Genomic DNA, 13,278 nt, shown 5'->3' on the forward strand with positions numbered 1-13,278 from the left:
CATGAGTAAACCGGATCTCCTGACCTTGCCGGCCCCCCGGTATCGTTGGTTAACACTGCCGCGTCTGCCGCTGACATCGATTATCGCATTGATCTGCCTGATGCTGATTGTATCCATGGCGGTGTTCGCGCCCTGGATTGCCAATCACGATCCCATTGCCCTATCTCCGGCGCTTCGGCTCAGGCCAGCCGGCGCCGAATTCTGGCTCGGTACCGATGCTTATGGCCGCGATCTGTTTTCGCGTATTGTCTATGGCGCGCGCATCTCGCTGATGGTGGGACTGGGCGTGACCGTGCTGAGCGTGCTGATTGGCTTGCCGCTGGGTCTGCTGGCCGGTTATTTCCGGCGCCTGGACGCCGTGCTGATGCGGGTGATGGACGGTCTGATGGCGATCCCCGGCATCCTGCTGGCCATTGCTATCGTCTCGCTAAGCAGCGCCGGCATATGGACGGTGATGATAGCCATCATGGTGCCGGAGATCCCGCAGGTGGTGCGCCTGGTGCGCTCGCGGGTGCTGTCGATCCGTGAGGAGCCGTATGTGGAGGCCGCGGTGCTGATGGGCACGCCGGCCTTCAGGATCCTGATCCGGCACCTGATGCCCGGCACTCTGGCGCCGCTGATTGTGCAGGGCACCTATATATGCGCGTCGGCGATCCTGACCGAAGCGATCCTGTCGTTTCTCGGCGCCGGCATCGGCACCGAGACGCCGACCTGGGGGAACATTATTTCCGAAGGCCGCCTGTACTTCCAGCTCAAGCCTTCGCTGGTGCTGTGGGCGGGCCTGGCGCTGTCGCTGTGTATTTTATCGATCAACTTGTTGGGCGACACGGTGAGCGATGCCCTCGACCCACGCATGAACAAAAGGGGCGGCGCATGAGTGAACGGCAAAACGACACCCTGCGGGTAGAGCATTTGTGTGTTGATACCGCGCAGGGCATTCCTGTGCTGCAGGATATCTCATTCGGTATCCGTGCCGGGGAGACGCTGTGCCTGGTGGGTGAAAGCGGTTCGGGCAAGTCGGTAACGTCGCTGGCCACCCTGGGTCTGCTGCCCCAAGGCGCGCTCAGGGTGATGGGCGGGCAAGTGCTGCTGGACGGCGAAGATGTCCTGCGGGTCGGCAACCGGCGGCTTAAGGCGCTGCGCGGCAGCCGCATGGCGATGATTTTCCAGGAGCCCATGACCGCGCTCAACCCGGTGCTTACGGTGGGACGCCAGATCGACGAAGTGCTGCAGACCCATACTGATTTAAGCGCCTCGCAGCGCCGTACGCAGGTTATCAGCGCGCTGGCGCAGGTGCATCTGCCGGATATCGAACGGGTTTATGATGCTTATCCGCATCAACTCAGCGGCGGCCAGCGCCAACGCATCATGATAGCGATGGCGCTGGTGCTCGAGCCGCGCCTGCTGATCGCCGATGAGCCGACCACCGCGCTGGACGTGACGACCCAACAACAGATTCTTAAACTGATCCGCGAGCTGCAGCAAAAACACGGTACCGCGGTGCTGTTTATCACCCACGATATGGGGGTGGTGGTGGATATCGCCGACCGCGTCTGCGTCATGCGCCAGGGACGTATCGTGGAATCCGGCACGGTAGAGCAGGTACTGTCGCAACCGCGCGAGGATTACACCAAAGCCCTGCTGGCGGCGGTCCCAGGCTTGGTGCCGCGGCCCGCGCGCGGTGAGCTGCACAGGACGCAGGTGGTGCTTGACGTCATTGAACTGGGCAAAATCTATCCGGCCGCCGGCACGGCGCTAAGCTGGTTCGGTAATCGGCGCGAGGGTACGCGCGCGCTGGACGATGTGACCTTCACCCTTAAGCGCGGCCGGACGCTTGGGATCGTCGGCGAAAGCGGTTCCGGCAAGTCGACGATGGCGCGTTGCGTGATGCGTTTGCTGACGCCTACCAGCGGTGCGGTCCGGGTTACCGGCAATGATATTTCCGAACTCTCGACCGCCGGACTCAAACCTCACCGCAAAAGGATACAGATGATCTTCCAGGACCCCAATCGTTCGCTCAATCCGCGTATGAACATTGGCAAGAGCCTGGTGGAAGGACCGATGAATCACGGCGTGTCGTTCGCCCAGGCCTGGGCGAACGGCCAGCAGTTGCTTGAACTGGTTGGGCTGCCCGCCGACGCCATCGACCGTTATCCACATCAGTTTTCCGGCGGACAGCGGCAACGCATCGCCATCGCCCGCGCGCTGGCGATGGAGCCGGACGTGATCGTCGCCGACGAGGCGGTGTCCGCTCTGGATGTTTCGGTTCAGGCGCAGGTGCTGCAATTGCTTGGCGATATTCAACACCGTATGGGCGTCGCCATTTTGTTTATCACCCACGATTTGCGCGTGGCGGCGCAGTTATGCGACGACGTGCTGGTGATGCAACACGGCAAGGTTATCGAGTACGGACCGGCCTGCGATGTTCTGACCCGCCCGCGGCATCCCTATACTCAACAATTGATGGACGCGGTTCCCGGCAAGGGCTGGGATTTCGCCGCGGGCCGGAGGATCTCACATGGCGTTTGATTTATTGTTCCGTGCGGTCACCGTGGTTGATGGCACCGGCGCCGATCCGTATATCGCCGACGTCGCGACCCGTAGCGATCGGATAGCCGTTATCGGCAATCTTGCCGGACAGACTGCGCGACGGGTGATTGACGGTGCCGGGCGCTGCCTGATGCCGGGTTTTATCGACGTGCATACCCACGACGACATCCAGGTTATCCGCAGTCCGGACATGCTTGCCAAAATCTCCCAGGGCGTTACCACGGTGATCGTCGGCAACTGCGGCATCAGCGGCTCGCCGGTGACCTTGCCCGGCGCGCCGCCGGACCCGATGAACCTGCTGGGCGCGCAGGAGGTATTTGTTTACCCGACCTTCGGGGATTATGCCAACGCGGTTGAGCGCGCCGGCCCGAGCGTCAACGTGGCGGCGCTGATCGGCCACACCGCGCTGCGGGCCAACGTCATGGAGCAATTCGATCGACCGGCGACGGAGTGCGAATTGGAACACATGTGCGCGGCGCTGAAAGGCGCCCTCGACGATGGCGCCATCGGCCTCAGCTCCGGTCTGGCCTACACCAACGCCAAACAGGCGCCGGCGGCGGAAATGCAGCGCCTGGTAGACATTGTCGGCGCTTACGGCGCGCTGTACACCACGCATATGCGTAATGAACACGACGGTTTGCTGGACTCGCTGCAAGAGTCGTTCAGCACCGCCCGTAATGCCGGGGCGGACTTGGTGATATCACACCTCAAGTGCGCCGGCGCGGGCAACTGGGGCCGTGCGCCGCAGGCCCTGGCCGCGCTGGAAAAAGCCGCCGGCCAGCAGCCCTGCAACTGCGATTGCTATCCGTATGCGGCCAGCTCCACCACGCTTGACGCCTGGCGCGTCGACGGACAGATGGAGATCTATATCACCTGGTCGGAGCCGCACCCGGAAATGGCCAGGCAGCGGCTTGCAGAGATTGCCGCGTTGTGGGGTGTCGACCAATGGCAAGCCACAGAACGCCTGCGCCCGGCCGGGGCGATCTACAGCATGATGAGCGAAGACGACGTGCGCAAGATCCTGGCGCATCCGCTGTCAATGATTGGTTCCGACGGCTTGCCGAACGACCCTAATCCTCATCCGCGCCTCTGGGGCACCTTTCCCAGGGTGCTGGCACACTATTGCCGCGATCTGCGGCTGTTCGATGTGGCCGAGGCGGTGCGCAAGATGACGGGGCTGCCGGCCGCGCGCTTTCGCCTGCGGGATCGCGGCGTGGTGCGCGAAGGGGCGTTCGCCGATATAACCCTGGTGGACATGGAGCGGATCCAGGACGTCGCCACCTACGGTGACCCATGCCGGCAAGCGCCCGGGATCGATCTGGTGGTAGTCAATGGCGTGGCGGGTTACGAGGACGGGCAGGTACAAGAACGGCGGGGGCGGTTGTTGAAACGTCAGCCGGATAATGCATAGCGGCCATAGTTGAACGAAACTTGTCAATAAATCAAATCGGCATCTTTACCTTGGTTTTGATAAGACCGGCTGTTACGGTATTTCGAGGGAGTCATTCCCGTTTGTTGATTAAAAATAAAATAAAAATATTGGATGGTATTATAACTGCATAATTTGCAGATTTCGCTAATCGGGATTGCGGTGGTGGTGAGAAGTTCCTTGGCTTTCCTCAACCGCTCTTCCTGGATCACTTTGTGGATTGTCATGCCCAATTCGGTAATAAATTTCTTTTCAATATTTGATCTGGATGCTTGCAGTGAATCGAGTACATTTTCTACTTGACGGTAACGTACGTCTGGTCATCTCGCGGCGGGAATTATCCAAACCGCATTATTAAAATCATTTTCATGCCAATGGCAAAATACATAATCGCGATCGGTTTTTGCTGCAGGTGCATCGCCACTTCAGGAAATATTTTCCTCTCGACAGCCTGTGCCAACTGAACAGATCAACAGTTTCAGTGATACTGATAGGACGTTTGCCCCAAATAAGGAAATAAAGGTTCCCAGGCCACGAGAGGTCGGCGTTTGGCTGCTCCGCAGATAATGGCCGAAGCTGCGGTCTCCCACGCTAGCCTGCAGCCGTGGGGGAAAACCGGCCAGCGGCATTGGGATGCATTGCGCCACTGGCCGTATGGCCTGATGTCGAGCGTAAAGCGAGTTACCTCCCGGCTCGTATCCGCATACGATTATCGGCTGTCCGTTCCAACAGCGCGGCCAGGCGTTGCGCGATGCGGGCAAACCCGGTCTCATCAAGCTCCAGGGTGGTCATGAACTGGGTGCCGACGCGCAGGGCGAAATGACCGGCGGCGGCCGGATCGGCGCAGGTGCCCACCAGTATCCCCTGCTGTTCAAGCGCGGCAAGGGTCTGTTTGGCCGACAGCGCCGGGCTCATGGGGATCAGCAACTGATGGGTCGCGGTTTCATGGGGCTGCGCCGCCATCACCACGACGCCTGCCGCCCTGAGCGCCGCGGCCATGGCGGCGGTATTGCGGCAAATGCGGCGCGCGTAGTTCGCGCCGTTCTGTTTTGCCTGCTCCAGAGTCACCAGCAGGGACGGTAAACAGCCGGCATCGCCGTTGGCGATCATGCGATTTTCGATGACGCTGGCCAACAAAGCCCGATCGGCCAAATTGCCGCCGGCAATAATACTGTGCGGTCGGCCCGGCAGCGTCTTATACGTCGAACTGGTCATGATATCCACCCCCAGCGACAGGGGATTGGGAAACATCCCGCCGGCGATCAGCCCCAGTACATGGGACGCGTCAAAAATGGTTTTGGCGCCGACCCGCTGCGCGCTGTTTATCACCGGCGTTATATCGTCCGCCTTAAGCATGACCGAGCGTCCCAGCATCACCAGACGTGGTTTTCGGCGCAGGATCATCGCCGCCGCCGCCGCCGGGTCAAGACAAAGGTGATGTTCATCGTAGGGCAGATCCTCAACGTTAAGGCCCGCCAATTCGGGCGTTCCGCCTTTGCGCTGGCTTAAATGCCCGCCATGGGCGGCTGCGGGAGCCAGCAACAGATCGCCCGGTCTGGCGAACGCGTGGAAAACGGCGAGGTTGGCGGTAGTGCAGTTCGGCAGGCGCGTGTCCGCCCAGAGTGAACCGAACAGCCGGCTAATCTGATCGGCAACGGCCACTTCAAGCGCGGAGACCAGGCCGGTATCGGGCTGCTCCTTATCAAAACTGGGTCCCATGGCCGGATAGGCGCTTAATCCCGGGGAATAAGCCGCCATTGCCTCGGGACTGGGCAGGTTTGCGCCGGCATAGAGCACCACGCGCTCATGTTGCAGAACATTGAGGCGCTGGCCTGCAAGGGCTAACAGCGCTGCGTTGTTTCCCGCAGCGGACGGAACCGAAACAGTTGGTAATGGGGACATGTAAGCACCATGGTATAAGGAGAAAATAGCGCGCATGCTAACCGCGCGATCGGCCGGATAAAAGGTTGCCATTGATCTCCGGTTGGCCTGGGCGCAGCTCAGGCTACGGCAGATAAACCCGAGACGCATCAGTTCTAGCGAATAATGGCCACCCGTTTTTGCAGCATCCGCACCGAGTACGAGGCGGCAAACGACATCAGGAAATAGACCGCCGCGGCAAACAGATACATCTCCAGCAGGCGTCCGTCGCGCTGGGCAATCTTGGCCGCGGCGCCCAGGAAATCAGTAATCGACAGTACATAGACCAGCGAGGTGTCCTGGAATAAAATAATGGTCTGGGTCAGGAACAGCGGCAGCATATTGCGCATGGCCTGCGGCAGGATCACGTACAGCATGGTCTGCCGGCCGGTCATACCCAGCGCCTGCGAGGCGGAAGACTGCCCGCTGGGCAGCGACTGTATGCCCGAGCGGACAATCTCACAAAAATAGCTGGCTTCGAACAGGCTGAAGGTAATCACCGATGACCAGAACGGGTCCACCCGCACCGGCGAGGCGGCGCCGGTGACCGATTGCAGGAGATAGGGCACCAGAAAATAGAACCAGAAGATCACCAAAACCAGCGGCAGCGAGCGCATCAGGTTGACATAACAGGTCGCCAGAATAGACAAAAAACGCATGCCGGACAGCCTCATCAGCGCCAGCAAGGTGCCGAACACCAGACCGGCAAGGGTTGCGCACAGCGTCAGGCGCAGGGTAAAGCTCATCCCGGTCATAAACAGATACGGCAGGGTGCGGATAATAGTGTGATAGTCAAATCCCGTCAGCATCAATCAGCCCTTTTCCCGGCCGACGCCGGTTGCAAATCCGGGTAGCGCGGCTTTTTTCTCCACGCCGCGCATGAAAAAAACCACCGCCAGGTTGAGCAGCAGATAGAGCAGGGTCGCGCCGCTGAAGGCTTCAAACACCTGGAAGGTGTTTTCCTGCATGGCGCGGGCGCCGCCGGTCAATTCAATCAGCCCTATCGCCAGCGCCACCGAGGTGTTTTTGGTGCAGCTTAACAATTCGGACGTTACCGCCGGGGTCACCATGCGCATTGCCACCGGCAGCAGCACATAAGCATAGGTTTGCGCCAGGGTCAGCCCCAACGCCTGTCCCGCCATGCGCTGGCCTTTGGACAGGCTTTCCAGGCCGGCCCTGACCACTTCCGCCATACGGGCACCGTGATAGCATCCCAAACAGAGCGCCGCTGTATAAAACTGCGCGTTCGGTAATTGCTTCAACTGGTCGCCGAGCGCCGCCGGCAGCATTTCCGGAAAGACGAAATACCAAAGGAACATTTGCATCAGCAGGGGAATATTGCGGAATACCTCGACAAATGCGCTGCCGCAGCTATTTAACCACCGGTTCGGCGTATTGCGCGCCACGCCGGCAAGCGCCCCCAGGACCAGCGCGATAAAAAAGGCGCAGGCGGCGGTGGCCACCGTCCAGCCGAGGCCGATGACCAGCGTCTGCCACCAGGTATGGGCGCCGTCGGATGCGGTATCGAAAAAGACGGCCCAGTTCCAGTTATAGTTCATTTTGCCACTTGTCCTGCCGCAGCCAAGACCTGCGGTCGAGGCTGCGCGCCATGCCGACCAACGCGCCCGGGATGATCATCCGCCAGGGTTACTTGCGCCGGCATTAGCGATAGACCTCGGGATTGGCGTCATCCGTTGGATGGGCAATCGCCTTTTGCAACTGGGCGGACATCGGGAATTGCATATTGATGCCCCGCGGCGGGATGGGTTGGGTAAACCACTTGTTATAGATGCCGTTAATGGCCCCGCTTTGGTACAGGCCGGCGATGGTGTCGTTGACCAACTGCTTAAACTGTTCGTCATTCCTGCGCAGCATAATGCCGTAAGGCTCGACGGATAGCGGCCGATCGGAGATCTGGAACGCGTCAGGCGACTTGGACGTGGCCCGCGCGCCGGCCAGTGAGACATCATCAAAAATCAGCGCGGCCGCCCGTCCGGTCTCCAGGGTCAGCATGCCCTCCGCCAGGTCCTTGGCCGTCAGGATGGTCATGCCCAGATGCTGGGAATTATTGGCGTCATTGACGATTTTGACGCTGGTGGTACCGGACAGGGTGACGATGGTTTTACCCTTAAGCTCCGCCATTGAGGCAACCGGTGCGCTCTTTTTGGACATGATGCGCACGGCTGCGACAAAATAGGTGGTCGAAAAAGCCACCTGTTTTTGTCGTTCCGCGTTATTGGTGGTGGTGCCGCATTCCATATCGATGGTGCCGTTAGCCAGTAGCGGAATACGCGTAGTGCCGGTGACCGGCAGGGTATTCACCGCCAGTTCTGGTTTATGGACGCGGGCTTTGACTGCCGCCACTACCGCGTTGCAGATATCCATCGCATAACCGATCGGCCGCTGATTATCGTCGTAGTAGGAAAATGGGACCGCGCCATCACGGTGGCCCACGGTGATCTGGCCGCTGTCGGCGATTTTTTTAAGCGTTCCATCAAGTTCCGCGGCGCTGGCGGCGGTGCCCGCCAGGGCCAGAAGGCAAAAAAAGTTAACCAAAAAATGTCTGTTCATTGTAGCTCCGTGGAAAGGTGATTAACTGTTGCCTGAACGCATCAACGCCGACGGCCGGCGAGCTCGGGATCGCCGCCGCCCTGGGAAAGCAAACCCTGGGTGCGCGACCGGGAACCGTGCAAGAATTGATCGGCTGGAGCGAGGGGTCAATAAAAATAAATAATGAATAATGAATTCATTTCACAGGAGGTAAAAACCAGATTACTGATAAGAAAAACCTATGACGTCAGGGAGCTGGCGACGCCGCGGGACGCGCCTGATAGCGGACGCTATAACGGTCCCGGCGCCATGGCCGACAGGATATTATAGCTTGGCATCCATGGCATTTTTGACGGCGTTGGCGGTGCTCATGATATGCTTGCGCATGGTCTTTGCCAGTTTCGCGGCGTTTTTTACGCGCAGGCAGGCCATGATTTCCTCATGCTCGTTCACCGCCCGCTGCCAGTCTTTCGGCAACTGGCGCACGGTATGGCGGATATTCCTGATGCGCAGCTCAAGGGTTTTATAGAGTGCCAGCAGCGACTGGTTTCTGGCCGCGCTGAACAGGGCAAGGTGAATTTCCCGATTCAGGCGGGCATAGTCGAGTTTGTCTTGCCGCTGGTAAGCCAGCAGCATCTGCGCGTGGAGTTGTTCGATAGCGGCTAATTCGTCGCGGGTGATATGCTGGCAAGCCAACTCGCTGGCCAGGCCCTCAAGACTGGCGATTATCGGGAAGATTTCGTACAGCTCTTCATTAGTCAACGCCGCCACGCGGGCGCCGCGCTGCGGGAGCAAGATGATCATGCCTTCGGTAGCCAGAACCTTCAGCGCTTCGCGCAGGGGTGTTCTGGATATATCAAAACGTGCGCACAGATCTTTTTCGGGGATCCTGCTGCCCGGCTCCAGCTCTCCCCGGACGATCATGTCACGAATGAAATCGGCTATCTCACTGTGGAGCGTTCGGCGTGAGATTGGCATGCCTGCGATCATAATACACCCTATGCAAAGTAGACGACGGGACGGGCGGTTAAGGCCGCCCGCTATAAAGCTAACATCTATAACGATAACATAATGCACAGCGGTTTTTGCTATAAGCCGAGGATAACCCGGGCTGGACTGCCGGCGGATGACGTGGCGCGGCAAAAAAGCCTGAGCTTGGGATGGCCCCCCAGGATAACTGCTCGTTTAATGTCTCCCGGCACATCTTGTCGAGCGCCGGCGCTAGGTACGACCAACCGCGTTTATCCGCCAGGGCGGCCAAGCTGTCGCGGTGCCAGCGGCGGAAAATCCCGTCGAGCTTGCGCCCGATATCCTGTTCGCCCTTTTGGATCCAGATGACGCAGGCTCGTGGCAAAAGGGAAGAATGCAAATATTCCCATTGTGGCCGTCGCCCGGGAGCTGGCCGGTTTTATCTGGGATATTGGCCGGCTGGCGATGTCGCTCACGCGGGAACCGCACGACACACGGATGGCATAAGAGAACAAGAAACCAGAGAACCAGCATTATCGAAGAGCGTTTCCTGAAGGCGGCGTAGCCCGGAACAAGAGCAACCCATGGCGACGCTTCACGACGGCAGCGCAACGCTAGTTCGCGTCGTAAGTAAGTGGCGGGATCAGATGACGGATCTCTGTAATGCGGTATCCAACCCGCGAATATCCGCGTGATCCACCATCTTATTTACCGCTACGTCGCCCTGGCCCCCGGTATCCCCATGGGGTCGACGGCAGCACCCGCCAGGGCGCGATCTAACTTGGATTGCCGGCAGGGCGAGCAGTCATTTCATTAACAAGGCGCAAGCGGCGGCGATACGCCGGCCCGCTTCGGCCACGGTGGCATCATCGGTGGCGATGGAAAGGCGGAAATAGGGCGACAAGCCATAAGCGCTGCCGCCGATGCCCGATACGCCGCGTTCCAGCAGGTAATCGAGCACATCCACCTCGTTTTCCAGCCGGCGGCCGTCCGGCCGCCGTTGCCCCAGCAGTCCCGCGCAGCGGCAGAATACAAAAAAACTGCCCTGGGGAGGGAGTAGCTCCAGCCCGTCCACAGCGCTAAGATGTTCCACCAGCGTATCACGGCGCCGCTGATAGCTGGCCACCTGGGGCGGCAGGAAATCCAGGCCGCCTTCAAACGCCGCCAGGGCCGCCGCCTGGCTCACCGAGCTGGCGCCCGAGGAGATCTGCAACTGGGTGACCACCATGGCCTGCGTCAACGTGGCCGGACCGGCGCCGTAGCCGATGCGCCAGCCGGTCATGGCATAGGTTTTCGACACGCCGCCCACCAGCAGCGCGCGGTCTCGCAAATCCGGCGCGACGTTCAGCAGCCCGATATGCTGGCGGCCGTCGAACAGGATATGTTCGTACAGTTCATCCAGCATCACCAGTACCTGGGGGTGGCGACGCAGCACCGCCGCCAGTTTTTCCAGCTCCTGGCGGGCATAGACCGCGCCGCTGGGATTGCCTGGGGTATTAAGGACCAGCCAGCGGGTACGCGGCCCGATGGCCTGTTCCAGCTGCGCCGGCAGCAGCTTATAGCCCTGCTCCAAAGGGCAGGGCAGGAAACGCGGCTCGCCTCCGTTAAAACGCACGCTGTCGGGGAAGGTGGGCCAGTACGGCGTCGGCACCAGCACGTCATCCCCGTCATCCAGGGTAGCGGCGAATGCGTTGAAAATGATCTGTTTGGCGCCGTTGGCGATAACCACTTCCGCCAGGGGATAGGCCAGCCGGTTTTCCCGCGACAGCTTGCGCACCACGGCTTCCCGCAGCGCGCGCACGCCGGGGGTGGCGGTGTATTTCGTTTCACCCTGGGCGATGGCCCGGTAGGCCGCCTGCTTGACGGCTTCGGGGGTGTCGAAATCCGGTTCGCCGGTGGTCAGGTCAAGAATATCCACCCCGGCGCTTTTTAATTCATTGGTGCGTTGCTTGGCGGCGGCGTTGGCGGAGAGCGTCACACGCTGGACACGTCGCGATAGTCGAATACTCATTGCGGTTCCTCTAAAAACGTTCTTCAGGCGCGGGAGGTCTGGGGCGGGCGTGCTCAGCTCGCCGCCGGTAGCCCCAGGTTCTCGCGCAGCGTGGCGAAAGGGTATGAGGTGCGGAATAACCCTCGGCGCTGGAGCTCTGGGGTCACCAGCTCGATAAACAGATCCAGCTGTTCCGGCATAATCGCGGGCATCACGTTAAAGCCGTCCGCCGCGCCTGCCTCCAGCCACTGCTGGAAGTCATCGGCGATATCGTCAGCGCTGCCTACCACCACCCGGTGTCCACGGGATCCGGCGGCCACCGCCGCCAGCTCGCGCAGGGTCAAGCCATCGCGCGCCGCCAGATCGGTCAACAGTTTGATGCGACTTTGATTTCCCTCGCCGTCCGGCACCGGCGGTACCGGCCCGTCCAGCGGGTAGGCGCGCAGATCCAGACCAAAGCGGGCGGAGAGCTGGTCAAGCCCGTTGTCGATATCCACCAGCGCGTTAAGCTGACGCCAGGTTTCCCGGGCCTCCTCACGGCTGCGGCCGACGATCGGCATCACCCCCGGCAAGATCAGCACTGCTTTGGGATCGCGTCCGGCGGCCGCCACCGCCTGTTTCTGGCTGCGATAAAACGCCCGTCCTTCCTCCAGGGAGGCGCTGGCGGTGAACACTACCTCGGCAGTCTGCGCCGCCAGCGTCTGGCCATCGGCCGAGGACCCGGCTTCAATAATCACCGGCCGCCCCTGGGGGAGCGGGAAATGTTCAGCGGTCCCTGCACCGAAAAATGTTCGCCGTGATGGTTGATCGGCTGGATCTTGTCGTCGTCGAAATAGCGGCCGCTGGTCCGATCGGCCACCACCGCCCATCCCGCCAGCCGTTCCACAGCTTAAATGCTACCTCGAGGAATTCGCGCGCCCGGGCATAGCGCGCCGCGTGGTCGGGCATATCCTCCCGGCTGAAGTTGCGTGCCACATTGGTAGAATACGAGGTCACCACGTTCCAGGCGACCCGGCCCCGGCTGATATGATCCAGGGATGAAAACGCGCGGGCCAGCGTAAAGGGATCGCTGAAGGTGGGGGAGGCGGTGGCCGCCAGGCCGATATGACGGGTGGAGACCGCCAGGGTGGCCAACAGCGTGAGCGGCTCGAGCCGCGCCATAGTGGACGGCAGGCGGTGTACGCTGGTGGCCAGCGCGTCGCCGACAAAAAAAAGGTCAAATTTGGCGTCTTTACCAATTTTGACCATGTCCGCATAGTTATCCGTCCCGCTTATATCTGGAGCGACACTCACCAGACAGGCATTGGATTAGGCTGGTTTGATCAGAAAAATAAAACTGGTGGCGTGGAATATCACGAGAAAGGATATAAAACCACGCTGCTCCAGACTTTTAAATTGGGTACCAGTATGCGCACCTCACGTTCGGAAATTCGTTGTTACGGCGCCTACCTGAAAGTGCTGGGGAATGGCATTAGTCAGTTTGAGTTTGCCGACAGTAAGAGCGATCAATTTACCGTTGGTGCCCAAGCTGAAGTCTGGTGGTAACCATAGGATATCGGGATAAGGTGCGGTATTGATGGCCGCACCGCTAATGATGGTAAAGATCATTAAATGTCTTGGTACATAAACCGCAGTGGTTTTCTAAAAGCTTACGAGGAACGCTATGTTTTCATTGCCATTCTTGATGTGACCGGTAAGAGGGATGACGGTATCCATGAGGTCGGCGCAGCGACCAGCAGCGTAGCGGTTGCGGCAGATAAAACTGGATATTGATTCTTTTAGCGCGCGCGGAATAAGACTTAGTATTTAAGGCAACTAGCATCGTAAGCCCGGTAACTGTCAACTTCGTAGATAGTTACCGCTGGGCTTG

13 protein-coding genes and 1 pseudogene are annotated in these 13,278 nt (G+C 59.9%); 6 read left to right on the top strand and 8 right to left on the bottom strand.

What is annotated here, in order from left to right:
- Window position 1: 1 nt before the first annotated feature.
- From ACL2XM_RS06910 to ACL2XM_RS06920, 3 genes are read left to right on the top strand one after another with little or no spacing between them, the layout of a single operon-like run.
- A complete protein-coding gene (locus ACL2XM_RS06910; protein WP_413730244.1) occupies window positions 2–877 on the top strand; it encodes an ABC transporter permease in 876 nt (291 codons plus the stop codon).
- Window positions 874–2,529 (top strand): ABC transporter ATP-binding protein, encoded by a 1,656-nt coding sequence (locus tag ACL2XM_RS06915; RefSeq protein ID WP_413730245.1) that lies wholly within the window; start codon window positions 874–876, stop codon window positions 2,527–2,529. Before ACL2XM_RS06910 ends, ACL2XM_RS06915 begins: the two co-directional genes overlap by 4 nt.
- Complete coding sequence (locus tag ACL2XM_RS06920; RefSeq protein ID WP_413730246.1) at window positions 2,519–3,961, top strand: N-acyl-D-amino-acid deacylase family protein; 1,443 nt, start codon at window positions 2,519–2,521, stop codon at window positions 3,959–3,961. Before ACL2XM_RS06915 ends, ACL2XM_RS06920 begins: the two co-directional genes overlap by 11 nt.
- Before the next feature lie 23 nt (window positions 3,962–3,984).
- Here the strand turns inward: ACL2XM_RS06920 and ACL2XM_RS06925 are convergent, their stop codons facing one another.
- From ACL2XM_RS06925 to ACL2XM_RS06945, 5 genes are all read right to left on the bottom strand, one after another.
- Complete coding sequence (locus ACL2XM_RS06925) at window positions 3,985–4,257, bottom strand: helix-turn-helix domain-containing protein (protein ID WP_413733200.1); 273 nt, start codon at window positions 4,255–4,257, stop codon at window positions 3,985–3,987.
- A gap of 403 nt (window positions 4,258–4,660) precedes the next feature.
- Window positions 4,661–5,881 (bottom strand): glycine hydroxymethyltransferase, encoded by a 1,221-nt coding sequence (locus ACL2XM_RS06930; RefSeq protein ID WP_413730248.1) that lies wholly within the window; start codon window positions 5,879–5,881, stop codon window positions 4,661–4,663.
- Between the two features lie 134 nt (window positions 5,882–6,015).
- Window positions 6,016–6,708: an amino acid ABC transporter permease gene (locus ACL2XM_RS06935; RefSeq protein ID WP_413730249.1), complete on the bottom strand. Its 693-nt coding sequence runs from the start codon at window positions 6,706–6,708 to the stop codon at window positions 6,016–6,018.
- Window positions 6,709–6,711: 3 nt separating this feature from the next.
- Window positions 6,712–7,458 carry an amino acid ABC transporter permease gene (locus tag ACL2XM_RS06940; RefSeq protein ID WP_413730250.1) on the bottom strand — a complete coding sequence of 249 codons (747 nt, stop codon included), beginning with the start codon at window positions 7,456–7,458 and terminating at the stop codon, window positions 6,712–6,714.
- Window positions 7,459–7,561: 103 nt separating this feature from the next.
- A complete protein-coding gene (locus tag ACL2XM_RS06945) occupies window positions 7,562–8,470 on the bottom strand; it encodes a transporter substrate-binding domain-containing protein (protein ID WP_413730251.1) in 909 nt (302 codons plus the stop codon).
- Between the two features lie 162 nt (window positions 8,471–8,632).
- Here ACL2XM_RS06945 and ACL2XM_RS06950 point away from each other — a divergent pair, with 162 nt between their 5' ends.
- Complete coding sequence (locus ACL2XM_RS06950; protein ID WP_413730252.1) at window positions 8,633–8,779, top strand: hypothetical protein; 147 nt, start codon at window positions 8,633–8,635, stop codon at window positions 8,777–8,779.
- Here the strand turns inward: ACL2XM_RS06950 and ACL2XM_RS06955 are convergent.
- The 3 genes and pseudogenes from ACL2XM_RS06955 to ACL2XM_RS06965 form a co-directional block, all read right to left on the bottom strand.
- Window positions 8,774–9,427: a GntR family transcriptional regulator gene (locus ACL2XM_RS06955; RefSeq protein WP_413730253.1), complete on the bottom strand. Its 654-nt coding sequence runs from the start codon at window positions 9,425–9,427 to the stop codon at window positions 8,774–8,776. The two genes, ACL2XM_RS06950 and ACL2XM_RS06955, sit on opposite strands and share 6 nt — an antisense overlap.
- A 796-nt stretch (window positions 9,428–10,223) precedes the next feature.
- Complete coding sequence (locus ACL2XM_RS06960; RefSeq protein WP_413730254.1) at window positions 10,224–11,429, bottom strand: aminotransferase class I/II-fold pyridoxal phosphate-dependent enzyme; 1,206 nt, start codon at window positions 11,427–11,429, stop codon at window positions 10,224–10,226.
- 53 nt (window positions 11,430–11,482) lie between these two features.
- A pseudogene (locus tag ACL2XM_RS06965) lies at window positions 11,483–12,635 on the bottom strand (LLM class flavin-dependent oxidoreductase); the annotation flags it as partial.
- Between ACL2XM_RS06965 and ACL2XM_RS06970 the strand changes: the two are divergent.
- Both ACL2XM_RS06970 and ACL2XM_RS06975 read left to right on the top strand, forming a co-directional pair.
- Entirely contained in the window at window positions 12,585–12,953 is a 369-nt protein-coding gene (locus ACL2XM_RS06970) for a carbohydrate porin (RefSeq protein WP_413730255.1), read from the top strand. The pseudogene ACL2XM_RS06965 and the gene ACL2XM_RS06970 sit on opposite strands and share 51 nt — an antisense overlap.
- 66 nt (window positions 12,954–13,019) lie before the next feature.
- A complete protein-coding gene (locus ACL2XM_RS06975) occupies window positions 13,020–13,181 on the top strand; it encodes a hypothetical protein (protein WP_413730257.1) in 162 nt (53 codons plus the stop codon).
- Window positions 13,182–13,278: the final 97 nt, after the last annotated feature.

This window comes from Sodalis sp. RH20, assembly GCF_047324205.1.
Taxonomy (GTDB): domain Bacteria; phylum Pseudomonadota; class Gammaproteobacteria; order Enterobacterales; family Enterobacteriaceae; genus Acerihabitans.